This is a genomic window from Anaerococcus senegalensis JC48 (assembly GCF_000321005.1).
In the GTDB taxonomy this organism is placed as follows: Bacteria; Bacillota; Clostridia; order Tissierellales; family Peptoniphilaceae; genus Anaerococcus; species Anaerococcus senegalensis.
The window spans coordinates 108386-133507 of the sequence record NZ_HE578909.1; the positions used below are offsets into that span (position 1 = coordinate 108386).

Genomic DNA, 25122 nt, shown 5'->3' on the forward strand with positions numbered 1-25122 from the left:
AAATGAAATAATTTTACAGTATACTACCACTAAGATTTTTTGTCAATCATTTTTTTATTAGCTATAAGCTCTTTTGAATCTTTTGAAAAACCACATCTCATTTTTACAGCTCTATTTAAAACTTTTATTTCACTTTTTTTATAAGATCCACCATAATCTCCATCCAAAGTCCAAGAAATTTTCCCATCACTTTCAACTTTGAAAACAGAACCCGATCTAAAAATCACATTATCATTTTCTTTTTTACTTCTAAGTCCTTCGATAATTTGATTTAGTTCTATAAGCCCGTTTGGTTTTTTTATTAAAACTGCCTCAAAAATTCCATCATCAAGACCAATATTTTTTTTGTAAAAATTATTAAAGCCTCCAACCGATACAGAATTTGTTGCCATAAAGTGGATAAATTCTCCTTCAAAAACTTCATCATCTATTGTTATTTTTGCTTTGTAAGCTTTTAAATTTGAAACAGTTTTTACTCCTTCTAGTATATAGGCAAATCTACCAAAAATATTTTTCATTGATTGGTCTGTTTCATAAGAAACTTGGGCAATTGACCCAAAAGCTGCAACATAGGTGAAAAATTTTGAATTAAATTTTCCAACGTCTATATCCATAGTCTCACCATTTATAGCAATCTTTGTAGCTTTTTTTATATCTGTTGGTATTTTTAATGATCTTGAAAAATCATTTGTAGATCCTGTTGGAATATATCCTATTATAGATTTTTCTTCTGATTTTAATAAGCCTGATACAACTTCATCCAAAGTTCCATCACCACCACTTACCAAAATTTCATCGTATTCTTTTGAAAATTCTTTTACTTTTTCTCTAGCATCGTTAGCTTTTTGAGTAGCGTATACAGTTGGAAAATAAGATTTTTTGCTAAAATATTCTACAATTTCACTTAAATGATTTCCAATAGTTTTTTGTCCACTCATTGGATTATATATATATAATAATTTTTTCATTCTATCCCTCGAATTCAATCATAAATATATTTATATTTTACTTATATTCCAATATTTTTAAAGTATTTTCTTATCAAAATATTTTTATTTTACTTATTTAAGTGATATACTTAAAATTGATAACATATGAAATATAACATAGAAAAAGGAGATAATTATGGAGAAAAATAATACAAGGTTTATAGTTGAAGGAGGAGTATCAATAGCTCTTTCATTTATACTTTCCTTTGTGGTTTTATTCAGGATGCCACTTGGCGGATCTGTTACCCTTGCTTCTAGACTTCCCCTAGTAATTTTTGCTATAAGATGGGGTTTTAAAAAAGGCTTGTGGGCAGCTCTAATTTTTGGAATTTTGAATATGGTTTTTGGAGGATATGTGATTCATCCAGCCCAAGCTATCTTGGATTATATCCTATCTTTTTCAGCAATTGCCATTTCTGGAATTTCTTTTGGAAAAAGCAAAACAAAATTTTCTTATATTCCATCAATTATTATTTCTTATTTGGTAAGTGGTTTATTTAATGTAATAAGTGCCTTCGTATTCTTTAATGATATGGCAACAGCAAAAGCTGCAGGATTTAATAATTTCACCCTATATGCCTTTGCTTACAATTATTCCTTCTTGGCAGTTGATGCCTTGATTTTAATTGTTGTATTCTTATTAATTTATGATAGGTTGAAGCTTTATTTAGATAAGCAAAGTTAAAAATAAGAATTTAAAAAGACCATCCTTGGATGGTCTTTTATTTTGATACGGATTCTACTATTTCTAGGTCTCCTTGGAAAGTATAATTTTTTACATAATTTGTCAAAATGAAAAAATCTCCTTTTTTTATTGGATATTTTTCATCATCTACTATAAGTTGGCCCTCTCCATTTATTACACTTTCTAATAAATAAGGATCTTTTCTATCAAAAGAATCTTTTCCTTTTATATTTATTTTTTTTACTAAAAAATACTCATTATCATACAAAATTTCTGATTTTTCTTCTAAATTTTCATGAGTTTTTTCTGTGTCAAGGCACTTTATTGCCTCTTTTGATTTTTCTAAATGTAAATCTCTCAAGTTTCCATTTTTATCCAACCTATCATAATCATAAAGTCTATAAGTTAAATCTGATGCTTGTTGGATTTCTAAAATCAAACTTCCTTTTTTTATAGCGTGAACCATACCTGCAGGAACCTTAAAAAAATCTCCTTTTATAGATTTTTCTACATTTAATAATTCATCCCATTTTTTATTATCAATCATTTTTATAGCATCTTTTTTATCCTTAGTTTTTAGACCATAAATAATTGAGGCCTCATCTTCATTTAAAATATACCAACATTCACTTTTACCGTAGGAATTTTCTTTTTTTGCCATGTCATCATCTGGATGGACTTGGATTGATAAATCATCATTTGCATCTATTAGTTTTATCAAAAGGGGAAATTTTTCTTTATTTTCATTTCCAAAAAGATCTTTTTGGTTTTGGTATAAAAAATCTAAATTTTCACCCTTATATTTTCCATTTAAAATTTTTGACGGAAATTCTTTCATTGCAGAAATCGCCCAATATTCTCCTATACTTTTTGAGTCAAATTGATAGGGAAATTCTTTTTCAAGTCTTTTCCCTCCCCAAATTTTTTCTACAAATTCTCCTTTTAAAAATAAAATTTTTTCCATAAGTCACCTCTTTTTTATTATACTAAGAAAAAAATAAAGCCCAAGGATAACCCTTGAGCCTATTTTTATGCTACTGTTAATTTATTTTTGTGGAAGAAGTTTGTAAGATAAATTTGAACTGCTGATACTACTATGTTTAAAATAGTACCTAAGCCCATTATTCTTGTTAGCTCTTCTACTGTTTCTATCTTGCTTAAATAAAATCCATTTTGTGTTTGAGCTGAGCTTTCTGATACTTTTAACGCAAATGTTTCAAAAAATTTCACTCCTAATGTAAGTCCCAGTATTGAAACTATTATTGTTATTATTATAAATACCAAAACCGGTCCAAATTTTCCCATATCTTTAAAAGTTTTGCTTGAACCTATGCTGATTGATGCCAAAATTCTTGTAAAAGTTGCAAGCAAGGAAAATATTAGTGTTATTATCCCCATTATTAATGTTTTTGATGGAAATTGATCCAAAAAACTTTTTATTTGGTCAAATAATTCTTTTATTCCTATTCCATCTTGTCCTGTCGAAATAACTAAAAATCCAAAAAATTCTATCAAAAATATTAAACCTGCAAGTATGGCAAGAATCATTATATTTAGAATTCTTGATGCTGTTACATCTTTTGATTTTACTGGGAGTACATCATAAAAGGCAGCTTCTTCTCCATAAAATTTCTTATAATCGTTTAAAATAACAATTATCATAGAAATTGCAAAGGATGAATACATGACTAGCATTGAGATAGCCATGATAAAATCCAAAAACGCTGAATCAAAATATGAATTTACAAAATTTAATATCATTACCAAAATTATAGGAATCACTACCCAAGGAATTATGTCCCTAATATTTTCTTTTAATTGGTGTTTTAATAATTTAGCCATTGAAAACCTCCTCGAAGTATTCTTCAACTCCCATCTTGTGATTTTGTCTTAAATCATCAATGTTTTCTTCCAAAATAATTTTTCCATCAGAAATAAATACAACCTTATCCAAAAGTCTTTCGATTTGACTAATCAAATGAGTTGAAATAATCATAAGTCCTTCTGAATCAAAATTTTCTATTATTACATCCATAATTTTTCTCCTACTTGCAGGATCAATCCCACTCATAGGCTCATCCAAAAGATATAAATCAGATTTTCTTGAAAGGGAAAGGGCAATTTGAACCTTATCTTTCATTCCCTTAGACATATTTTTTATTTTCATATTCATATCAAGCTTAAACTCTCTAATTATTTTTTCAAATTTTTCTTTTGAAAAATCTTCAAAAAATTCACCATATAAGTTTGAAATTTTTGTTAAATTGTATGATTTATCCAAAGAAAGATGGTCTGGTTGATAGGATACAAAAGATTTTGTAAGATAGTCTGGATTTTCCCCACCAATTTTAACATCGCCCTCATAATTTTTTTCAAGACCTGCAAGAATTCTAAGTAAAGTTGTTTTTCCCGAGCCATTTGGACCCAAAAGCCCGACAATTTCTCCCTTTTTAAAAGATAAATTCATCTTATCTAAAACAAGTTTATTTTTGTATGCAATAGATAAATTTTTAATCTCTAACATTAGTCCACCTCCCAAAATTTATTAAGACCATCAAGAGCATCTTCTTTTGAAATTTTTAAATTTTTTGCATTTTCTATAAAATCCTCGCAAATTATTTCAAAAGCATTTTTTGACAAAGATTTTATCAAATCTTTATCATCAGTTACGAATCTTCCACTAGTTCTTTGGCTTTGACAAAGCCCATCTCGTTCAAGTTCAGCTAAGGCTCTTTGAACAGTATTTGGATTGACCTCATAAAATTTTGCAAGATTTCTTACAGAGTCAATTTTTTCACCAGGACTCCAAATACCACTTGAAATTTTCGACTTAAAATCTTCCAAAATTTGAAGATAAATAGGTCTATCATTATCAAATTCCATTTAAGCCTCCTTTTTCTCTATAGCTTGGCCAATAGTTAAACCTAAAAGCATGCCAATAGAAATCCAATATCCCATATCATCGAAAAGACTTCCAAAAGCTGCTCCAAAAACTATCCCAAGTCCTATTCCTTCAGCCAAATAATTTTCATCGTTTTTTGAATTTTTGCCTTCCATCTTTTTCTTATCTAATTTTTTTATCAAAAAAACTAAAGAAATCCCCAATAGAAGTATTGGTAAAATTATTTTTAAAATTTCCATAAATATCCTTTTTGTACTTCTGTATTATTGTACCAGTTCCTTAATACAATAATATTATATCTCCAATTTTTATTTTTGTAAAGACTTTTTTTTAAAATTTTATAAAAAATTAAAATTTACACTTACTTTACAAAATTTTTTTCTTATTAAAACATATTTATCCTATTATTAATTTGAAAGAAAAAAGATAAATTACTTAATGATTTCAAAAATAATTGCTCTTCCTTATTAAATTATAATTTCTTCCTTTTTTCTTTTAAGAAATATTTGTTCATAATCCCTCTAAATACAAATATTTCATTAATTTATCTTGGATCTTTTACAAAAAGTGATTTTTAAAAGTCCAAAATTAAATTGAAGTTTATAGCTTCTATTAGTATAAGATATGTCAAGGGCATATCTTTTTTTATAATTTCACATAAAAAAATAGCCTTAGGAAAAATCCTAAGACTAATTTTTTTATTATCTAATGCTTACCTTACCAAAACCAGATTTTACATCTATATTAAGGTCATTTTCTTCTGGATTTGTTGAAACTTGGTAGCCATTTTCTTTTTGCAATTTATTTTTAAATTTGTCAGCTATTGAATAAGAAGAAGCTTTTATTAAAGCTTTAATATTTTTTCTAAATTCATTTGTATCTATTACAACTGAACCAAATTTAGTATCAATATTTATTTCTTTGCTATCAACAATTTTATAAATTCTGATTGAACCTGATTTTGATGAAAGATTTATATTTTCCATATTTAATCCATCAACTCTAATAGATCCATTAACTAAATTAATATCAGCTTTTCCTCCACTTACATTTGTAAGATAAACAGAACCATTTACATTAGAAACTTCTATGTCTCCATTTGTATTTCTAAGCTCAATTCTTCCGTTTGTGTTTTTAAGGTCGATATTTCCTGCAGAATTAATTACAGTAAGTCTTGCATTAATTGATTCCATATTATTTTCTTTAAAATCAACATCACAAAGTTCAACTTGACCATTTACAATATTTACATCAATTCTATCGTAGATATTTTTTCCCAAGTACAATTTTACATTTGCACTTGCATCCAAGAATTTATAATCTTGTTTTGTATTAATAATAAGTTTATCATCAACAACTTCGATATTTAGATATTCTTTGTCCATATCTTCCTTGTTTTTATAATAAACTTTTTGTTCAACTAAAATATGATTTTCTTGAGCTCTTTCAATTTCGAAAGAACCATTTGTTACATCAATTTCAATTGAATTAATATCATCATCAATTTTGGTTTGATTTTCAGATTTTGTTGAGTTTATATGATAAATATTTGGAATATTTACATTATCAAGGTCAAAATCAAAATCAAAATTTGAGATAGTTTCGCTAGTTTTTTTCATGATTTTTTCAAAAGAAGTAGATAATTTATCAACAAAACTTTCTTCGTTGTTTTTTGATTTATCCTTACCTACAGCTTCCAAAAGATCACTAGCTTGTTCAACTGTAATTTTTCCTTCTTTTAACATATCTAAAATCATTTTCTTTTCATCATTCATCTTTTAACTCCTTTAAAAGTTCACTTGCTTGATCTGGAGTAATTTCTCCCCTATCAACCATGTTCAAAATATCAATTCTAGATTCTTTTTTATCTATTTTTCCACCAAGTTTTTTTACTATCTTGTCAATTCTATTTCTAACAGTTGGATAAGAAATCCCTAGACTCTCACCAACATCTTTTATACTTCCACGCTTTTGTAAAAAAAGCTCAATAAATTCCAAATCTTCTATATCAAGCATTTGAAATTTACCCATTTCAAATTCGCCACTAACTTCTGTCAAACATGAATTACATTTATAAGATGTGATAACTAAGTCATCACCACAATTAGGACATTTATTAATCAACTCGAGCCTCCTTTTATATTTATAGTATACCATGCTTTTAATTTTTGTAAAGTCTAATTTTAATATTTTTAATATTTTGATTCATTTTATTAATTAAATTAATATTTTATTTTAATAACCTTAGTTTTAAAATTGATTTATCTTAAAATTAAAAAAAGACAAAAGAAAATCTTTTGTCTAAATTATTTTTTTTGCCCAATAACTTTTTAGTGTTCTTATTATCCATATTACCGTATTTACCATAAGTCCAAAGTTTACAGTAAAATTCAATAAAAGAGACATTGTGTATATATTGGGATTTTTTATAAATTTATATGGATTTAGGTAGGATAATAAAGAAAATATCAAAAATACTATTATCCATTTTATAGATGTTTTCAAATTCTCTGAATAATCTAGGAAAATAAAGTGTCTATTTTTGTATCTTTTTATAAAATTATCTCTTTTTTCTTTATAAATTTTTCTATCATCTCTTTCATTTTTTATCAAACTCGCATAATAAAATATCCAATCATCATAAGTTGAAGAATATTTTTTCAAATTACCAAGCTCATCCTTTGAATAAGAAAGATCTATAATTTTTTTACTAATATTAGCCTTCGATTTATATGATATTCTTTTTTCTCTTAAATATTTTAATTTTTCTATATCATTTTCATTTTCTATTAATTTTAGAGTTTCATTTTCATACTTCATTATATTTTTTCTTATTAGATAATATGATCCCATCAATATAACAAATACAATAAATTGGCCTAAAAGTACCAAATAAATATTATCTACGCCCAAACTTGTAATAAACATCATTACAAAACTTGGTATAAAAATTATTATAAAGGCATAGACTATAAATTTTAATACACTTCTCATTTTTCTTCTCTTTCTAAAAGCTGTTCATATATTTTTTTTAGTCTCTCACCGACATTTTCTAAGGACTTTTCTTTAGCTAAAAGATAAGCTTTTTCTTTTAAAGAAGGAAGTTTACCCTCAAGAATCAATTTTATTTTTTTATAAAACTCCTCCTTATCTTTTGCCTTATAAATATTTTCCCCTTCTTTTAAGTTTTTATAAATTTCAATATCTCTAATTATAATATCAGCCTTTGTCGAAAGCGCCTCAAGAAGGACTATGCCTTCAGTTTCTTCAAAAGTTGGAAAAATATAAAGATCTGATCCAGAGTAAGCTTCCCTTAATAAATTTTGATCAACATAACCTGGAAAATGTAAATTATTTAAATCTGTTTTTACAGCTTTTCTTATTTTTTCTGGGACAAGTTTTAAATTTAATTCTCCAAACCAAATAAATTCATATTGGGGAAGTTTTTTAGCTAGATCAACGAAATCCAATATTCCCTTTCTTTCTATAAAAAGTCCAACAGAAATTATCGATTTTTTATTTTTATCAAGACCATATCTTTGGTAAAAATTCTCCCTATCTTTTTTATCTTCCTTCCAAAAATTCAAATCAATCCCATTTGAAACAACTTCAATTTTTCTATCCATATTATAAGATTCTAGGATTTTTTTGGAATAATCCGTCGGAGTTAGAATTAAGTCTCCCATTTTATAGCAATGGATCAACCATTTTTTAAAAAAAGGAGCGATTTGGTTTGAAAAAATAAAAGAATTTTTAAAATCTTCTTCTGTAGAATGACCGTGATACACAACTTTTTTTCCTGCTTTTTTTGCCTTTTTTGCAAAAGATACAGATTTTGGAAATACTGTATTAATGTGGCAAATATCATGATCATCCTTAGAATTTAAAGTATAAGAAACACCCGCAAGTTCTAAGGCTTTTTTTTGGTGATCGATGGCCTTTCCAACTCCAGATTCTTTAACCGTTTGATAATCCTCGTTATATATAAGAATTTTCATCTATTATTTCCTTTTCTAAAGCTTTTTTATAAATTTTCTCACATTTTTTACCAAAAGAATCTATGGAAAAATTCTCAAGAGCATAATCTCTGGCATTTTGAGAAAGCTCTTCTCTTTTTTTATCATCTGAAAAAATAATTTGCAAAAATTTTTCAAAATCATAAAAATCTTTATATTGATATCCATTAAAATCATCTATTATTACATGGTCAAGGCACAAATCTTTTCTACAAATTGCCAAAGTACCATTGCTCATAGCTTCATAATAAGTAAGACCTTGAGTTTCAGACTTGCTTGCAGAAACAAAGGCATCTGCCATCCTATAATAATTATTTACCTCTTTTGGTTTAACCATTCCTGCAAAATAAATTCTCTTGTCAATTTTTTTGCTGTATTCTTTCAAACTATCAAGATAAGGGCCACCACCTACAAGAATAAATTTTAGCTTTTCAATATGAAGTTTGTCATAATAATCAATAAGCTCCTCAATATTTTTCTCTTCGGCAAGCCTACCCAAATAAAGAATTATCTTATCACTTTTATCAAACCCATAATAATCTCTTAGCTTATATTTATCTGATAAATTTTCAGGCATCTCTATACCTGTTGGAATTATTTTTATTTTTTCATCCTCAATATCGTAAGATTTCAAAATCTCCAAAGTTTTTTTGCTAGGAGCAATTATATAATCTGTCCTATCAGCTATGGCCTTAGAAAATACAGAAATAACTTTTTTTCCAACTTTTTTTGATGGAGAAAAATAATGGGTGTAATCTTCATAAATAGTATGATATGTATGAATAATCGGACAAGATGCTTTTTTTGCAATTTTTGTTGCCATCATAAAGGTCGAAAATTCGCACTGGGAATGAACAACATCAGGTTTCCAATCCTTAATTTCTTTGATAAATTTATTTCTCAAAGTAGCTGAAATTCTCGCCTCTGGATAAATTTTACCAGCACCCAAACTTCCTATATAATAAACATTTTCTTTTTTATAACTTTCAGTAGAATTTGATAGGGTTAAAACTTTTACATCAAAACCACGATCTTCAAGATAGGATTTTAAATTTAAAATTGATCTTACTACACCGTTTACAACTGGATGATACCAATCAGATGTAATTAAAATTTTCATAAAACCACCTCTTAACTGATTAACTTTCTTTATTAAAACTAAAAAGCTTCATTATTATTGTATGCAAAAACTTATAATTTTTCAATTTTCTAAAAATGAGGTATATTTTATCTAAATGAATCGTTTAAAAGAAAGGGTGATTATTTGGGAAATTTAATAGTAGGAGATGTGCTTTTATTATTCTTTTCAATATATGTAGGAATATTTTTCAAAAAATTTCATACAGATTATCCAAAAATGAAGGTAGGTTTTCATATTTGGGAAGTTTGCTATAACAAAGAATGTTGGGAATATGGAAATAATTTTTCTGGAAATCTTTCAATTATTCTTGGAATAATACTATTTGGCATAATTTATCCAATAATTATATATTTAAAAGTAAAAAGAACTATATGTGTTATTCTTCTAATTCTTTTTACTATCCTATATTTTATCCTTTTACTTTTAATTTTAAGATACCACATGAGAAAAAAATTTAATTTAAAAGATGAAAAAGATGATGAGGATAAAAAATAAAGCTATTTTACAAAAAAGTAAAATAGCTTTTTATTTTAAAATTTTAATCTTCTTCTTTGTCTATATATTTTCTTTTAAGTCTTATAGCTGATGGGCAAGCTGCAACTCCACCATCTCCAGTTTCTCTTAAACTTGCTGGAAGAGCATCTCCAACTTCTTTTAAAGCATCTACTGTTTCATCAAATGTTACCAAAACTTTTACTCCAGCAATTGCCATATCAGCTGCAGAAAGTGCATTTATAACACCTGATGCATTTCTAATATTGCAAGGAAATTCTACCATTCCTCCAATTGGATCACAAACAAGACCCATAATTGATAAAAGTGCAATTGATGCAGCATCTTCCATTACATCAATACTTGCTCCTCTTAAATAACAAATTGCAGCTGCACACATAGCTGCTGCAGATCCACATTCAGCTTGGCATCCGCCTTCAGCTCCTGCAAATGTTGCATTATCAGCAATAATTTGTCCAAATTCTGTTGCAACAAGCATAGCTTTTATTAACTCTTCATCAGAATATCCATATTTTTCACGCATAGCCATAAGACTTGCTGGAACAATTCCTGCAGATCCTGCTGTTGGACTTGCTACAATTTTTCCCATTGAAGCATTAACTTCTGATGTAGAAAAAGCCATAGCCATTGCCTTTGTTGGCAAATCACCCATTATTGTATCATCTGATAGAAAATAATTATTCATTGATTTTGCATTTCCACCAGTCATTTTTGTCATTGACATTAATTCTTTATCCAAAGCTCTTTGTGAAGATTTTTTCATAACATCAAGTGATTTTTGTAATAGTTCAAAAACTTCTTCTTTTGATTTTTTTGTAAGTTCCATCTCATCTTCAAGAGCAATTTCCCAAACTTCTTTATTCTCTTCTTTTATTCTATTTTTAATATATTCCATTGTTGTTTTCATATACTACCCCAAATATTTTATAAACTCAAAATTCTTTCCAGCTTCAATTTCTTTGTAAATATCTTCTTCCAAATCTTGATCTAATTCTACAATTAGCATAATTATTCCACCTTTATGCATGGTTTTCATGTTTTTAATATTATAATTGTGGTCAAACAAAACATTTGAAATAAAAGCAATCATTCCCTTTTGTTCAGGATATGTACAAATAATTGTTGGATTTTTACCATTATATTCTACTTCATTATCCATTATTTGATTGATCATAATATTTCCACCACCAATTGATGAACCTCTCAAATTAAATTCGTGTCCATCTGGATAATGTAGAACTATTTTAACTGTGTTTGGATGAACTTCTCCCATATCTTGTGGTATGAAATTATAAGAAATTCCTTTTTCTTCAGCTAATTTAAATGAATCTCTTAATCTTTCATCTTCTGGTCCAAAACCTAGAATTCCTCCAACCAAAGCTCTATCAGTTCCGTGACCTTGGTAAGTTTTTTCAAATGATCCATGTAAATAAAAATCTACTTTTGTAAATCCTTCTCCTCCTAAATCTCTTGCAATTTTTGCAATTCTATTTGCCCCAGCAGTATGGGATGATGATGGCCCAATCATTACAGGACCAATAATATCAAATACTGATAAATTTGCCATTATACTCTCCTTATTTTTGAAATTTCTTTTGGATTATCTATTATAAGATTTGGTTTTGAATTTTCAAGAATTTTTCTTTCTCTAAAACCCCAAGAACATCCTACAGTAAATACTCCAGCATTCTTACCGCACTCCATGTCGACTTCGCTATCTCCAAAATAAATTATATCTGAAAAATCGACTTCAAATCTTTCTTTTATTATATACATCCCCTCAGGCGAAGGTTTTCTCTTTATATCTTCTCTATATCCTAAAATAAAATCAAAATAACCCTCGCCAAAAACATCACTTATAACTTTTTTGCAAGTAGAATCTGGCTTATTAGAAAAAGCAACCAAAAATTCATCTCTTTTTTTAATTTTTTCAAGCTCTTCTACAATTCCTTCATATGGTTTTGTAAGGTAAGACGGATTATCATCATATCTTTTATTATAAGAATTTAAAACTTCTTCTCTCTTATCAGATTTTTCAAATCCTATGTAATCAAGAGTTTTTTCCATCAAAACTTTTGGTCCATTTCCAACAAATTCTCTAACTTTATCTTTAGGAACTTCTTTTAGTCCAAAAGATTTCAAAGTTTGATTTATATTATATGATATGGAGTCAATCGTATTAAGTAGCGTTCCATCTATATCAAAAATATACATTTATTAATTCTCCTTTTGTTTGTAACATACGCAAACTATTATTACTATACCACTTATTAGTGGTATAATAAAAGTAATATGTAGAAATGAAAATTTAAAATTATAAGGAAGGAAAATATGCAAACAAGAAGAAATTTATCCATGCTAAGTGATTTTTATGAATTCACCATGGCTTATGGATATTTTGAAAGTGGAATGGAAGATACGATTGCAGTTTTTGATGCATTTTATAGAAAAAATCCTGATGAGGGTGGATTTTCAATTTTTTCAGGATTAGATGATATTATAGATTATGTTGAAAATATCCATTTTGATGATGAAGATATAGAATATTTTAGAAAAAATACAAAATTCTCAGAAGAATTTTTAACATATTTAAAAAATTTTAAATTCACAGGAGATATTTGGGCATTTCCTGAAGGATCTGCAATGTTTCCATCTGAACCAATTGTTACCGTTAGAGCTCCAATAATCGAAGCTCAAATTTTAGAAACATATTTGCTTTTGTCTTTAAATTATGGATCTTTGGTAGCTACAAAAACAAATAGAATTGTAAGGGCTGCAAAGGGAAGAACTGTGATGGAATTTGGGGCAAGGCGTGCCCAAGGGCCTGACGCTTCTGTAAAGGGAGCAAGGTCTGCCTTTATAGCTGGAGCTCCAATCACATCAAACACTCTTTCAAGTCAAATGTATGATTATCCTGCTGGAGGAACTATGGCTCACTCTTGGGTTCAATCATTTGATAGCGAATATGAGTCATTTTTGGCGTACGCAAAATTATATCCAGATAACTGTATTTTATTAATTGACACCTACGATGTTTTAAAACAGGGTTTGCCAAATGCTATGAAAGTTTTCAAGGAAGTTTTAGATCCTTTGGGAATTTCTGGAGGAGTTAGGATTGATTCAGGAGATATTGCCTACCTATCAAAAGAATGTAGAAAAATTTTGGATGAAAACGGCTACAAGGATGCAAAAATTGTTGCAAGCAATTCTCTTGACGAATACAAAATCGAATCCCTTCTCCAACAAGGAGCAGAAATAGATTCATTTGGAATAGGCGAAAGATTAATTACAGCAAAATCCGATCCAGTCTTTGGTGGAGTATATAAACTTGTCGAAATAGAAGATGAAAATGGAAAACTCGCAAAAATAAAAGTATCAGAAAATGTAGAAAAAATTACAACTCCTGGTCTTAAAGAAGTTTACAGACTATACGATAAAAAAACCGGCAAGGCAGAGGCTGACTATATAACATTAAAAGAAGAAGTTGTTGATGATAGTAAACCTCTTGTAATTTTTGATCCACACTTTACTTGGAAGATGAAAAGAATGGAAAATTACGAAATTAGAAAAATGCAAGTTCCAATTTTTAAAAACGGAAAAAAAGTTTATGAATCACCAAAAATTGACCAAATAAACGAATATTGTAAATCAGAAGTAAAATCATTGTGGGATGAGGTAAAAAGATTCGACCAACCTCATAATTACTATGTCGATCTTTCCCACGATTTATGGAATTTAAAACAAAACCTAATAATGAAGGCAATGAGCAAATAATGATTGCCATAATCACAGGTGCAAGCTCTGGAGTAGGTTATGAATTTGCAAAACAAATAGATAAAAAAAATTATGAAGAAATTTGGTTAATAGCTAGAAGAGAATATAAACTTAAAACTTTATCTAATAAGTTAAAAACAAGGGCAAAAATATTTGCCCTTGATTTATGTGATGAGAAATCTTTTGAAATTATAAAAAAAGAATTAAAAATTTCAAACAAAAAAATTGGACTTTTGATAAACTCTGCTGGAATGGGAGAAAATGATTATTTCAAGAACACAAAACTTGAAAAAGATATGAAAACTTTGAATTTAAACATAAAAGCTCTCACAGCTATGACAAAAATATGCTTAGAATTTTTCCAAAAAGATGGCATAATTTTAAATATAGCATCTTCTGCCTCCTTTATTCCACAAGCAAAATTCGCCCTTTATGCCGCAAGTAAATCCTATGTTCTATCATTTTCAAGGGCAATAAGACGAGAATTTAAAGATATAAAAGTTTCTGTCTTATGTCCAAACAGGGTAAAAACAGAATTTTTAAAAAAATCTAAAAATAATTCCACAGGAATAAAAAATTTAGGAAATGAAAATTTAGAAAAAATGGTAGAAAAAACCATTAAAAAAATGGGCAAAAAAGACCTAATTACAAGTCACCCAAGTGCAAAAATTTTGTTAATAATTTCAAAAATCCTACCCCATTCTTTTATCTTGTGGATTGAGGGATTTATGGGTCTATATTAGTTTTTACAAATTTTATAGCTTAAAAAAATGAGCTAAGAAAATAATCTTAGCTCATTTTTTAGTCTTTTTTAATTTTAGGATCTTATTGCTTTATTTTTTTATTTTACTAATTCTAGTGGTGAGTCTACTTTTTCTTCTACTTTTTCACCTTTTAGATATTTTACTGCAGTTTCTAGGGCGATTTTTCCCATTTCTTTTGGTTTTTGTGCGACTGTTGCTGTCATTGTTCCTTCTTTTACTGCATTTATTGCATCTTCGTTTCCATCAAATCCAACTAAAACTATATCTTTTCCACTTGCTTTTATAGCTTCGCTTGCTCCTAGTGCCATTTCATCGTTTTGGCAAAATACTGCTTTTACATCTGGTTGAGCTTGGAGTAAATTTTCCATTACTGTCATTCCTTCAGCCCTATCGAAGTTTGCTGTTTGGCTTGCTACTAGGTCAATTTTTTTATCTGTTGCTTTTTTAAATCCTTCTCCTCTTTCACGAGTTGAACTTGCACCTGGAATTCCTTCTAGTTGAATTACTTTTGCATCTTTTCCTGCTTTTTCTAAAATAAATTCTCCAGCAAGTTTTCCACCTTCGATGTTATTACTTGAAATAAAGCTTACTATTTCTCCTTCATCTGAGCTTCTATCTACACAAATTACAGGAATATTTGCTTCGTTTGCTTTTTTTACTGATGATGAGATTGCTGTTGAATCTACTGGATTTATTATTATTAAATCTACTTTTTGTGTTATTAAATCTTCAACTTGGTTATTTTGTGATGATGAATCGTTTTGTGCATCTGTTATTACTGTTTCAACATCTTTATCTTTTGCAGCTTCTTCTACTCCCTCTCTAATTGATACGAAAAATGGGTTATTTAATGTTGATAAGGAAACTCCAACTTTTAATTTTCCGTCTTTTGCTTTTTCTTCCTTTTTTGTATTTGATGAATTATCTTTTGTATCTTGTCCTTCAATGCTACAAGCTGTAAATGTAAATATAGCTATAGCTAAAATAGCCAATATTTTTCTAAATTTTTTCATGTTTTTTCTCCTATTTATTTCTTTTTCTGTCTATTAGAACTGCAATTAAGATTACAATTCCTTTTACTATTTGTTGATAGAAACTTGAAACTCCCAATAAGTTTAGTCCGTTATTTAGAACTCCTAAAATTAAAATTCCTATTAATGTTCCTGTTAATGATCCGCTTCCACCTGTCATGCTTGTTCCACCTAATACAACGGCTGCTATAGCATCCATTTCGTAGGCAGAGCCTGCTGTTGGTTGAGCTGAATTTAATCTTGATGTAAGTACAAGTCCTGACAAAACTGCCATCAAAGCACTTATTATATATACAAATGTTTTTGATTTTGCTATATTTATTCCTGATATAAAACTTGCTTTTTCATTTCCTCCTACAGCAAATATTTTTCTACCGTAGGATGTTTTGTTTAAAAGCATCCATAATATTAAATAAACTATTATAAATAAGATTACTTGGAAAGGAATTCCAAAAATTTGTCCTTTTCCTAAAAATTGAAAAGCAAAATCATCTCTTTGTCCTGCTATTGGTCTTCCATCCATTAAAACTAAGGTTAGTCCTCTAAATATTGTCATTGTTGCAAGGGTTACTATAAATGGTGCAAGTTTTCCTTTTGTAATTAATAAACCATTTATTAATCCCAAAATAAGACCCAATAAAATCGCAATTATTATTGCAAGTATTGTGCTTATTCCACTTTGCATAAGCCAGGCAAATACTGCCGAACTTAAAGCGAGGGTTGATCCAACTGAAAGGTCTATTCCTCCTGTTAAGATTACAAAGGTCATTCCTAGGGCAACAAAACCATTTATTATTAATTGTCTCATTAAGTTTAATAAGTTACTTATTTGCAAAAATGCTGGATTAAGTACACTTACAAAACATATTAAAATTAATAAAGCAAGTATTGTGCCAAGATTTTGATTTTCTTTAAATCGATTTTTTATATTGGTCATATTTTTCCTCCTGTGGCAAGGGTCATTACTTTTTCTTGACTTGCATTATCGCTTGAAATTTCTCCTTGCATTTTTCCTTCATATATTACATAAATTCTATTTGATAAGCTGAGTAGTTCTGGTAAATCGCTTGATATAAGTATGATTGATACGCCTTTTTTTGTTAAATCTTTTATAAGATCGTATATTTCTCTTTTTGCTCCTACGTCTACTCCCTTGGTTGGTTCATCTAAAATTAAAATTTCTGGATTTATGGCATACCATTTTGCAAAAACAACTTTTTGTTGGTTTCCTCCTGATAAGTCTGAAACTTTTGATTCTGATGATTGGGTTTTTACTTTAAAACTATCAACCAGGCTATTAGAAAGATTTTTTTCTTTATTCTTATCTATAAAAGAATTTTTTGAAAATTTTTCAAAGTTTAATAAGGAGATATTTTCTCTAATAGATTCATCAAGTATTAGTCCTTCTTCTTGCCTGTTTTCTGTTACAAAACCAATTTTATTTTTTATGGCATCAATCGGTTTATTTATTACAACTTTTTTGCCATCAATAAAAACTTCTCCCCTATCTTTTGGGTCAAGTCCAAAAACAGATCTCATAATTTCAGTTCTTCCTGCTCCCATAAGACCAGAAATTCCCAAAACTTCACCTTTTTTCGCCTTTATATTTATATTTTCAAAATATCCTTTTCTACTAAAATCTTTTATCTCAATTTTTACATCAGATATTTCAGCATCCATTTGAGGATAAAAATCTCCAATATCACGACCAACCATAGCTGAAACCACTTCTTTTTCACAAGTTTGGTTTGTATTCATTAGTGATACTGACTTTCCATCTCTCATTACTGTTATTTTATTTGTAAAAGAAAATATTTCTTCCATCCTGTGAGAAATATATATCATGGAAACTTTTTGATCTCTTAGTATTTTTATTAGCTTAAATAATTTTTCAATTTCATTATTGGTTAGGGCAGATGTTGGTTCGTCAAGGATTAGTACATTTACCTTATTTAAATTCGCCTTGGCTATTTCCATCATTTGCCTTTGCCCTACGGATAATTTTGAAACTTTTATATCTGGATCTATATCTAGGTCAAATTTTTTAAGAAGTTCTATGGATTTTTTTCTCATAGCTTCCTTATCAAGAAAAATCCCCTTCCTAATTTCATTGTTCATAAAAATATTATCCATTACAGTAAGATCTGGCCAATCTGATAATTCTTGGTGGATAAAACTTATACCATATTTTTTGGCATCGTTGGTGTTATTAATTTCAACTTTTTTCCCATCAATTAGTATTTCTCCCTTATCTTTTGGCAAAACTCCGGATAAAATATTCATGAGGGTAGATTTACCTGCTCCATTTTCTCCAACCAAGGCGTGAATTTCTCCTTCATTTAAGGTAAAATCTACTCCTTTTAGGACATCATTTTTCCCAAATGATTTGTAAATATCTTTCATTTCAATTTTCATAAAATCCTCCTAAAAGATATTTTTTGATCTTAAAATTATATTTGAATAAGGAGTATCCTCACCAGTCCTTATAACAAATTTCACATCTTTTAATTTTTTCTTAAAATCTTCATGAGATATATATTCGCATTCTAGCTCTGGTAAAAGATTTTTTATATCATTTTCTTGTTTAGGATTATTTTCTTTTATTTCTTCTGCCAAATAATAATATTCGCAGCCAAAATCTTCAAGTAAAATTTCTAAGACATGGATAAATTTAGGCTCGCCAAGCTTTAAAGCTAAGTCAATTTTTTTATCAGGATCAATTGGCAAACCACAATCTCCAATTGCTATTAAATCCATATGACCCAAATCAGAAAGTCTTTTTGAAATTTCGCTGTTTAATATTCCTTTTTCCTTCATATTTCTTTCCTTTCAAAATTATTCACATCATCAAGGCTTGGAATTGAGATGCTTGCTCCTTTTTTTGTAACAGATAAGGCTGATGCCTTGCTTGCAATTTCCATAGACTCTTTTGTATCCTTTCCCTGATAAAGTTGAGAAACAAAAAATCCTGTAAAGGTATCGCCTGCTCCTGTTGAATCAATAGCCTCAACCTTGAAAGAGTCTTGTTTTATTTTTTCATTTTTATCTATAAAGATTGAACCCTTACTTCCCAAAGTCATAACTATTTTTAAGTTTGGATAAGTATTTTTAAAATAAGAAATTTTCTCATCATTTGTTTTTTTTCCACTAATGCTTGCTGCCTCATGTTCATTAACCAAGATAAGGTCGATTTTTTCATAATCAAATTCCTTTATCCTATCTGTTATAGGAGAAGGATTCAAGACTATTTTCATATTTTTCTCATAGGCTCTATCTATCAAATATTTCATAGAATTAATTTCATTTTGTAAAACTAAAACATCATTTCCATCAAAGTCTTCCAAAACTTCATCTATATATTTTTCATCGTTATCAAAATTAGCTCCCTTGTAAAGAACTATTGAATTTTCTCCCTTATCATCTACCTGAATTATTGCATTTCCTGTCATTTTTTCAGATTTTTTTATGTATTTTGTATTAACATTTTCTTTTTCTAAGTAATCAATCAAAAAAGACCCATCTTGACCCACACTTCCTGCATGATAAACTTTATCAAAACTTTTAGCCAAGGCAACAGATTGGTTTAAACCCTTACCACCAGGTCTTTTTTCAATGCTTTTTGCGCTAATAGTTTCTCCAGGCCTTACAATTTCTTCAACCCTAAAAAATATATCAATATTTAAAGAACCAAAATTAAGTATCTTCATTTTTCATTCCTACACTTTCTCCAAAATTTATAAAAGGTTCTACCATAACCTTCCTACTAACTTTCTTATTTTTTATCAAATCATCTGCCATTTTAATAGAGTATTTTGCTATTTTTTCAAGATTTTGATCAATTGATGTAAGATTTGGACTAACAAGATGATTTAAAAATAAATTATCATAGCTTATCAATGAAATATCTTTTGGAACTTTAACATTATTTTCAGAAAAAAATTTCAAAAGTCCGTATGATGACATATCAGAAAAAGAAAAAATAGCATCAACATTTTTTTCCAAAAAAAATTTTCCAGATTCATATCCACCCTCAAAAGTATAATCACCGTGAATTATATTTGAAGAATTAATATAAATATCATTGTTCATAGCAGCTTTAATAGCTCCTGAAAGTCTTCTAGAAGAATTGGCAGTAGATCTTGGACCAATAAGAATTCCAATATTTTTAAAGCCCCTATCAATTAAATACTGCATCCCCAAAAGACCACCCTTTTCATTATTTCCAGTTACCATGTGATAATTCCTGTCGTTAAAATCAACCTCATCTAAAAAAATAATATTATTTTTTTAATCAAATCTTGGTCAATATTTTTTACATTTCTATCAACTATCAAAGATGCTGCAAAAAAATTACTATTTAAAATTTTTGAAAATTTTGACTTTTCTAAACCCTTATTATTTGTGTTGTGAATATATAAAAAATACTTATATTTTTCTGCATAATAGGTAAGATTTTTAACTAACAAAGAAAAAAATGGATTGGAAATGTCGGGAATGATAGCCATAATCACATTACTTTTTTTGCTAGCAAGAGCCTTTGCAAAATTATTTGCATTATAATTTAAGCTTTCGGCTGCATCAATAACTTTTTTTCTAGTTTTTTCAGATATTTTATTGTTAGTATTATTCAAAACCATAGAAACTGTAGTAATAGAAACCCCAGCATGTTTTGCTACATCTTTAATATTTGCCATAAAAAACTCCGTTAAAACGTTTTAATCATTTATAATATAAACTTTTAACTTGATTTTGTCAATATTTTTTTCTATTTCTTCTTTAAAAATTGTTCTTATAAAAAATAAGTCTAGAAAAACTATGAATAATCACAATTTTTCTAAACTTATTTAAATCTAACACTTTAATATATTTAATTTTTATTTTCTAAAAACATCCAAAATAACTTCTTTTATATTTTTCATCTCTTTTATCTGAAGATTTTCGAATTCTTTTTTATCAATTTGAGATTTTCCTATATAGGCTTTTTTGTAGCCCAATCTTTCTAGCTCTTTTAGCCTTAATTTTATTTGTGGAACTTTTTTAAGCTCCCCAGTAAGGCCAACTTCTGCTATAAATACTGTTTTGTTATCGATTGGTTTTTTTAGGTATGAAGATGCAATTGAAATCATTATGGCAAGATTTACTGATTGCTCTCTCATTTTAAGGCCACCTGTTGCCTTTATTATTACATTTTCATCAAACAAATTAATTCCAGCTCTTTCTTGTAAAATTGAAATTAAAGTATTTAAATCATCTTTTCTTAAACTATCTCCAATTCTTTGAGGATAAGGCATAAATGATTTTGAAACCAAAGATTCTATTTCAATTTCTAAAAGTCTTGTTCCTTCTTTCATTACAGAAATTGCAGATCCTTCTACTTCTGTATCTCTTTCTGTAATAAAATACTCTGAAGGATTTGTTATTTCAATCAAGCCTTCTTCTTGCATGGAAAATAATCCAACTTCCCCTGTCGGACCAAACCTATTTTTTGTACTTGTTAAAAGCCTAAGATCATCTTCATTTTCTCCATCCAAAACTAAAACTGTATCAACCAAGTGTTCCAAGGTTCTAAGTCCTGCCATTTCTCCCGTTTTATTCATATGACCAACCATAATAAAGGCTCTTTTTTTCTCAGGATTTTTAGCAAGGTCTACGCATTTATTTGCACATTCTATAGTTTGGGTTGGGGAACCTTGTTTGTTATCAAATTCATTTAGGCTAAAAGTTTGAATCGAATCCAAAATTATTATATCTGCATCTTTTTTCTTTATTTCACTTTCAGCAAGATCCATAGAATTTGTCGATAATATCCAAATATTAGGAGAAATTTCTCCAATAATTCTATCGGCTCTAGACTTAATTTGCGATTCACTTTCTTCTCCCGAAATATACATAACCTTAAAGCCATCTTTAGCATAGGAAGATGATAATTGCAAAAGAAGAGTTGATTTTCCAGCTCCAGGTCTTGCAGTTAAAATTGAAACAGAATCTTTTACAAGTCCTCCTCCTATTGCCCTATCAAATTCTTCAAATCTTGATTTAATTCTTTCTGATTGGTCAAGTTTTATTTCTTTTAATAATCTTGCCTCATTATCAGAATCTATGGAAATCGGATTTTTTGATGAAGATTCTTTTTTTACAGTTTTTTCAATCAAAGTACCCCATTTTCCACACTCTGGACATTTACCTGCCCAAACAGCTTGTGTGTGACCACAATTTTTACATTCAAAAGCTTTTTTAAGCTTTGCCATTAAATTCACCTACTGCATAATTTACAGAAAATTTCTCACAAGCTTTTTTAGGATCTTCTTTGTAGATTTTTTCAAATTTATCTTTCAAAGTTTCTTTTTCATCTACTAATTTTTCTATACAAGTTAAATATGATTTTTCCTCATCGTTTAAAGCATTTTTTGAAAGAGAAATAAAATATTTTATCCATTCATAAATAGTTTTGTCTTCATATTTTGCATCAAATCCTTTTTCACTTGCATCAATCTTTAATTTTTGACAAGCTTCATAGGTCATATTTTTAAAATCTTCCCTTAATTTATTTAAGTTTTCTTCATTATAAAATAAGCCTTTCAAAAGAGCAGGGAAAGAAATATTGTATGGATAAGGAACTGCATCCGGCATTCTAATTTCTAAATATTTTTTTGCCCTAACATCTGGAAAAACAATTGATAGAGCATGGAAAATCATCTCGTCTGAAAAGTCTTCATCCATTATTTTTTCAAATTTTGTATCTGCCTTATAAATATCTTTTCCATTTTCATGAACAAAAATTATATCTGTATCTAGAATTTTCTCTGCATATTTTTCATATCCCATATCTTCATCAAAGGCAAATTCATAAACTCCAGTCCTGTTTTTATCACAATATTCCCAAATTTCTTGGCGAAGATTTCTCTTTTTATAAACTTCACCTTCAAAAATATAAGCATTATCATAAAGTGTATACATAAAGGCTGATAGGGCATTTGCTACAAAAAATTTCTTTTTGAAATCTTCTTCATCATGATAATCAATAGCACTTTGAACACTTGCAGTTCCCCTCATCATATTTAGGGCATATTTTCCAGCAAATTCTGTAAAATATTTTTGCATATACCTATACCTATCTTTTGGAATAATTTTCAAATCCATAATTTTTGATTTAGGATGATAGCCCAAAGTTTCTAAGTATTGGTTTTTTTCTTCAAAAATTGGCATAATTTCTGTCATTATCTTTTTATAAGATTCATCCAAGTCTTTTATATTTTTCTTTGCATCAATTGCAAGTTCAAATTGACCTGCAGGCTCAAGGTTTACAGCAATATCAGCTTTTCGAAGTCCAAGGATATATCCTTCTTCTTCATTTGTTAGCTCAAAACCCATATGATTTAATTTTCTTAGAGTATCTCCTACTCCTTTTTTACCAAAATAATCATAGGAAAAAATTTTATCTTTATCTATAACAAAATGTTCCATTTCAAGACCCATTTTAAAATTTTCTTTTTGACTTTCACCTGATTTTATATAGGCTACTATTTTATCTTTTTTTTCTTGATAATTCACGCTTATCCTCCATCCTCTAGACTTTCACTAATTAATAATATACCCCTTTTGTCCTTTTAATAAATTTCTATCTTTTTACTAAATATTTTTTGGTTTGTTAATACTTTCTCTTTATTTTGAAAATGGTATATGATTTATATAAGAGATTAATAAGGAGGATATATGATTAAAAAAATTTTTATTGGCCTTTCCCTGCTAATTTTTATGACAGGATGTGGTAAAGAAAGGTCAGATACTAGTGTGGAAATTTATAACAAGGCTTCTTTAGAAAATAAGGAAAATAACTTAAATTCTAACGAAAAATCAAATACAAAAGAAGCTGCAAAAAAAGTAAAGGATCCATATCAAGAAATTTACAAAAAAATCGAAGGGATTAAATTTTATCTATCTGGTGGCTCTGAGATGGAATCAATTTATTTTTATAAGGATGGATATTTTGATGGGGCCTTAAAAACTGGTGATGGATATGAAATAAAACAAGCTTTTTATAATGGAAAGTTTGATATAGTTGAAAAAATTGATAATACAAGCTACAAAATAAAACTTATAAGGCTTGATTATGATAGCAAAACTGGAGAAAAATCTAGCAAAAATATAAATGGAACTAATTTCCAAATAACAAATATCAAAACAGATCTTTTTGATAATGAAAATAAAACCTATATTCTCCACCTGCCTGATACAAAAACAGCTTTTCTTAATGAAAATATAATTACTGGAATGAAAATGGCTGGAAATAACTTTGGAGAAGATAAGATTGGTCTTTTTCTTCTAACAAAAGAAGTTGCAGAAGGAGAATCTTTTGCCATGGTCCAATATAAAAAATAAGGAGGAATTTTTATGAAATTTACAAAAAAATTAGGATTAATTCTAGGCTTTATAATATTTATCCCATCCATAACACATGCAAGTAAGCTTGTTGATATTAAAGAAATTAGGGGAGATAAAAATCATTACATGGATTTTCTTTTTAACAATACACAGATGGTCTGTGATAAAAACGAAGTCCAAGAAAAATCCCAAGAAAATGGTCAAGGAAAAAATAAAGAGGATGAGAGATGGGAAGGCGATATTTTAAAAGAGCTTTCTGGTAAAAGTTTTTCATTTTATTCAGGACTTGGTGCTTGGATGACAAATTTAACCTTTACAGATGAGAAAGGAAATTTCAAGGCAAGTTTTTCAGATTCTGATATGGACCAAGTTCAAGGGGCAGAATGCGTGGGAAAATTTAACCTTGTGGAAAGAATTGACGATACGTCTTATAAGTTAAAACTTTCAAATGTAAAAACTACTTCACAAATTGGCGAATCTTATGTAGATGGGAAATTAAATATAGGAAAAAAAGTTCCCTATGGTTTAGAAACTTTGGAAAATCCCGATGAATATAATGCTTCCTTTAGCCTATATTTACCAAAAAGATTAAAGTCTCAAATAGATGAAAATGTATATGGCTGGGCATACAATGTAACTGATCACGCCTATATAGATGATTACCAATCAAGAATTTTTATCCTAGCAAACGACTCCACCAAGGCTGGTTTTGCTGAAAATATAAAATAAAAAACAAAAAAGCCTTTATATTATTGAAAAATTTGAAATCATAAAGCTAATAAATATCCTAGTGAAAAATTGATTTTTTTAAATTTTTTTCTAAAAGAGGTAAATATTAAAATTATCCTACTTAAAATATTTTAATATTTACCTTCTTTTTTATAAATTTATGATTTTTTAAATGTATCAATTTTTATTTCGTATT

29 protein-coding genes are annotated in these 25122 nt (G+C 28.3%); 6 read left to right on the forward strand and 23 right to left on the reverse strand.

The features are described from left to right. Positions 1-29: 29 nt before the first annotated feature. A complete protein-coding gene (locus tag ASHG_RS08290) occupies positions 30-968 on the reverse strand; it encodes a diacylglycerol/lipid kinase family protein (RefSeq protein WP_040398815.1) in 939 nt (312 codons plus the stop codon). Positions 969-1125: 157 nt separating this feature from the next. Between ASHG_RS08290 and ASHG_RS08295 the strand changes: the two genes are divergently transcribed. Beyond that, positions 1126-1674 carry an energy-coupled thiamine transporter ThiT gene (locus tag ASHG_RS08295; RefSeq protein WP_040398816.1) on the forward strand — a complete coding sequence of 183 codons (549 nt, stop codon included), beginning with the start codon at positions 1126-1128 and terminating at the stop codon, positions 1672-1674. Positions 1675-1711: 37 nt separating this feature from the next. Here the strand turns inward: ASHG_RS08295 and ASHG_RS08300 are convergent, their stop codons facing one another. From ASHG_RS08300 to ASHG_RS08345, 10 genes are all read right to left on the reverse strand, one after another. After that, on the reverse strand, positions 1712-2638 hold the full coding sequence (locus tag ASHG_RS08300) for a type I phosphomannose isomerase catalytic subunit (RefSeq protein ID WP_040398817.1): 927 nt from the start codon (positions 2636-2638) through the stop codon (positions 1712-1714). Between the two features lie 65 nt (positions 2639-2703). Next, positions 2704-3516: a hypothetical protein gene (locus ASHG_RS08305; RefSeq protein ID WP_040398818.1), complete on the reverse strand. Its 813-nt coding sequence runs from the start codon at positions 3514-3516 to the stop codon at positions 2704-2706. Further along, the gene (locus tag ASHG_RS08310; protein WP_040398819.1) at positions 3509-4198 is read right to left on the reverse strand and encodes an ABC transporter ATP-binding protein; all 690 of its coding nucleotides are present in this window, start codon (positions 4196-4198) and stop codon (positions 3509-3511) included. Before ASHG_RS08310 ends, ASHG_RS08305 begins: the two co-directional genes overlap by 8 nt. Continuing rightward, positions 4198-4557, reverse strand: a complete 360-nt coding sequence (locus ASHG_RS08315) for a GntR family transcriptional regulator (protein WP_040398820.1) — start codon at positions 4555-4557, stop codon at positions 4198-4200. Before ASHG_RS08315 ends, ASHG_RS08310 begins: the two co-directional genes overlap by 1 nt. Further along, the gene (locus ASHG_RS08320; RefSeq protein WP_040398821.1) at positions 4558-4815 is read right to left on the reverse strand and encodes a glycine zipper domain-containing protein; all 258 of its coding nucleotides are present in this window, start codon (positions 4813-4815) and stop codon (positions 4558-4560) included. Between the two features lie 462 nt (positions 4816-5277). Beyond that, on the reverse strand, positions 5278-6351 hold the full coding sequence (locus tag ASHG_RS08325; RefSeq protein WP_040398822.1) for a DUF4097 family beta strand repeat-containing protein: 1074 nt from the start codon (positions 6349-6351) through the stop codon (positions 5278-5280). Then, positions 6344-6700 (reverse strand): DUF2089 domain-containing protein, encoded by a 357-nt coding sequence (locus ASHG_RS08330; protein WP_040398823.1) that lies wholly within the window; start codon positions 6698-6700, stop codon positions 6344-6346. Before ASHG_RS08330 ends, ASHG_RS08325 begins: the two co-directional genes overlap by 8 nt. Before the next feature lie 177 nt (positions 6701-6877). Continuing rightward, complete coding sequence (locus tag ASHG_RS08335) at positions 6878-7570, reverse strand: hypothetical protein (RefSeq protein ID WP_040398824.1); 693 nt, start codon at positions 7568-7570, stop codon at positions 6878-6880. Further along, positions 7567-8574 (reverse strand): LTA glycolipid anchor biosynthesis glycosyltransferase, IagA/BgsA family, encoded by a 1008-nt coding sequence (locus ASHG_RS08340; RefSeq protein ID WP_040398825.1) that lies wholly within the window; start codon positions 8572-8574, stop codon positions 7567-7569. Before ASHG_RS08340 ends, ASHG_RS08335 begins: the two co-directional genes overlap by 4 nt. Beyond that, the gene (locus tag ASHG_RS08345) at positions 8555-9712 is read right to left on the reverse strand and encodes a glycosyltransferase (protein ID WP_040398826.1); all 1158 of its coding nucleotides are present in this window, start codon (positions 9710-9712) and stop codon (positions 8555-8557) included. The genes ASHG_RS08340 and ASHG_RS08345 overlap by 20 nt, the downstream gene beginning before the upstream one ends. A gap of 144 nt (positions 9713-9856) precedes the next feature. On the opposite strand from ASHG_RS08345, the gene ASHG_RS08350 reads away from it, so the two are divergent. After that, a complete protein-coding gene (locus tag ASHG_RS08350) occupies positions 9857-10228 on the forward strand; it encodes a hypothetical protein (protein WP_040398827.1) in 372 nt (123 codons plus the stop codon). Between the two features lie 43 nt (positions 10229-10271). On the opposite strand, the gene sdaAA is transcribed toward ASHG_RS08350, so the two are convergent. From sdaAA to ASHG_RS08365, 3 genes are read right to left on the reverse strand one after another with little or no spacing between them, the layout of a single operon-like run. Beyond that, entirely contained in the window at positions 10272-11153 is an 882-nt protein-coding gene (gene sdaAA / locus ASHG_RS08355; protein WP_040398828.1) for an L-serine ammonia-lyase, iron-sulfur-dependent, subunit alpha, read from the reverse strand. Positions 11154-11156: 3 nt separating this feature from the next. Then, on the reverse strand, positions 11157-11813 hold the full coding sequence (gene sdaAB / locus ASHG_RS08360) for an L-serine ammonia-lyase, iron-sulfur-dependent subunit beta (RefSeq protein ID WP_040398829.1): 657 nt from the start codon (positions 11811-11813) through the stop codon (positions 11157-11159). Then, entirely contained in the window at positions 11813-12460 is a 648-nt protein-coding gene (locus tag ASHG_RS08365) for an HAD family hydrolase (RefSeq protein ID WP_040398830.1), read from the reverse strand. Before ASHG_RS08365 ends, sdaAB begins: the two co-directional genes overlap by 1 nt. Positions 12461-12577: 117 nt before the next feature. Between ASHG_RS08365 and ASHG_RS08370 the strand changes: the two genes are divergently transcribed. Continuing rightward, positions 12578-14020: a nicotinate phosphoribosyltransferase gene (locus ASHG_RS08370; RefSeq protein WP_040398831.1), complete on the forward strand. Its 1443-nt coding sequence runs from the start codon at positions 12578-12580 to the stop codon at positions 14018-14020. Beyond that, positions 13975-14763, forward strand: a complete 789-nt coding sequence (locus tag ASHG_RS08375) for an SDR family NAD(P)-dependent oxidoreductase (RefSeq protein WP_244264289.1) — start codon at positions 13975-13977, stop codon at positions 14761-14763. The genes ASHG_RS08370 and ASHG_RS08375 overlap by 46 nt, the downstream gene beginning before the upstream one ends. A 98-nt stretch (positions 14764-14861) precedes the next feature. On the opposite strand, the gene ASHG_RS08380 is transcribed toward ASHG_RS08375, so the two are convergent. The 9 genes from ASHG_RS08380 to ASHG_RS08415 form a co-directional block, all read right to left on the reverse strand. After that, positions 14862-15797, reverse strand: coding sequence for a D-ribose ABC transporter substrate-binding protein (locus tag ASHG_RS08380; RefSeq protein ID WP_040398832.1), 936 nt, complete (start codon positions 15795-15797; stop codon positions 14862-14864). A gap of 10 nt (positions 15798-15807) precedes the next feature. Continuing rightward, complete coding sequence (locus ASHG_RS08385) at positions 15808-16752, reverse strand: ABC transporter permease (protein WP_040398833.1); 945 nt, start codon at positions 16750-16752, stop codon at positions 15808-15810. After that, positions 16749-18230 carry a sugar ABC transporter ATP-binding protein gene (locus ASHG_RS08390; protein ID WP_040398834.1) on the reverse strand — a complete coding sequence of 494 codons (1482 nt, stop codon included), beginning with the start codon at positions 18228-18230 and terminating at the stop codon, positions 16749-16751. The genes ASHG_RS08385 and ASHG_RS08390 overlap by 4 nt, the downstream gene beginning before the upstream one ends. Before the next feature lie 9 nt (positions 18231-18239). Then, a complete protein-coding gene (gene rbsD, locus ASHG_RS08395; RefSeq protein WP_040398835.1) occupies positions 18240-18632 on the reverse strand; it encodes a D-ribose pyranase in 393 nt (130 codons plus the stop codon). After that, positions 18629-19522, reverse strand: coding sequence for a ribokinase (locus tag ASHG_RS08400; RefSeq protein WP_040398836.1), 894 nt, complete (start codon positions 19520-19522; stop codon positions 18629-18631). Before ASHG_RS08400 ends, rbsD begins: the two co-directional genes overlap by 4 nt. Beyond that, entirely contained in the window at positions 19509-20048 is a 540-nt protein-coding gene (locus ASHG_RS09435) for a substrate-binding domain-containing protein (protein ID WP_244264290.1), read from the reverse strand. Before ASHG_RS09435 ends, ASHG_RS08400 begins: the two co-directional genes overlap by 14 nt. A 32-nt stretch (positions 20049-20080) precedes the next feature. Next, the gene (locus ASHG_RS09440; protein WP_244264291.1) at positions 20081-20509 is read right to left on the reverse strand and encodes a LacI family DNA-binding transcriptional regulator; all 429 of its coding nucleotides are present in this window, start codon (positions 20507-20509) and stop codon (positions 20081-20083) included. A gap of 180 nt (positions 20510-20689) precedes the next feature. Next, positions 20690-22063 (reverse strand): DNA repair protein RadA, encoded by a 1374-nt coding sequence (gene radA, locus ASHG_RS08410; RefSeq protein WP_040398837.1) that lies wholly within the window; start codon positions 22061-22063, stop codon positions 20690-20692. Continuing rightward, positions 22050-23366, reverse strand: a complete 1317-nt coding sequence (locus ASHG_RS08415; RefSeq protein WP_040398838.1) for a glutamate-cysteine ligase family protein — start codon at positions 23364-23366, stop codon at positions 22050-22052. Before ASHG_RS08415 ends, radA begins: the two co-directional genes overlap by 14 nt. Positions 23367-23528: 162 nt before the next feature. Here ASHG_RS08415 and ASHG_RS08420 point away from each other — a divergent pair, with 162 nt between their 5' ends. After that, entirely contained in the window at positions 23529-24194 is a 666-nt protein-coding gene (locus tag ASHG_RS08420) for a hypothetical protein (RefSeq protein ID WP_040398839.1), read from the forward strand. Positions 24195-24206: 12 nt separating this feature from the next. Then, positions 24207-24926, forward strand: a complete 720-nt coding sequence (locus ASHG_RS08425; protein WP_040398840.1) for a hypothetical protein — start codon at positions 24207-24209, stop codon at positions 24924-24926. Positions 24927-25122: the final 196 nt, after the last annotated feature.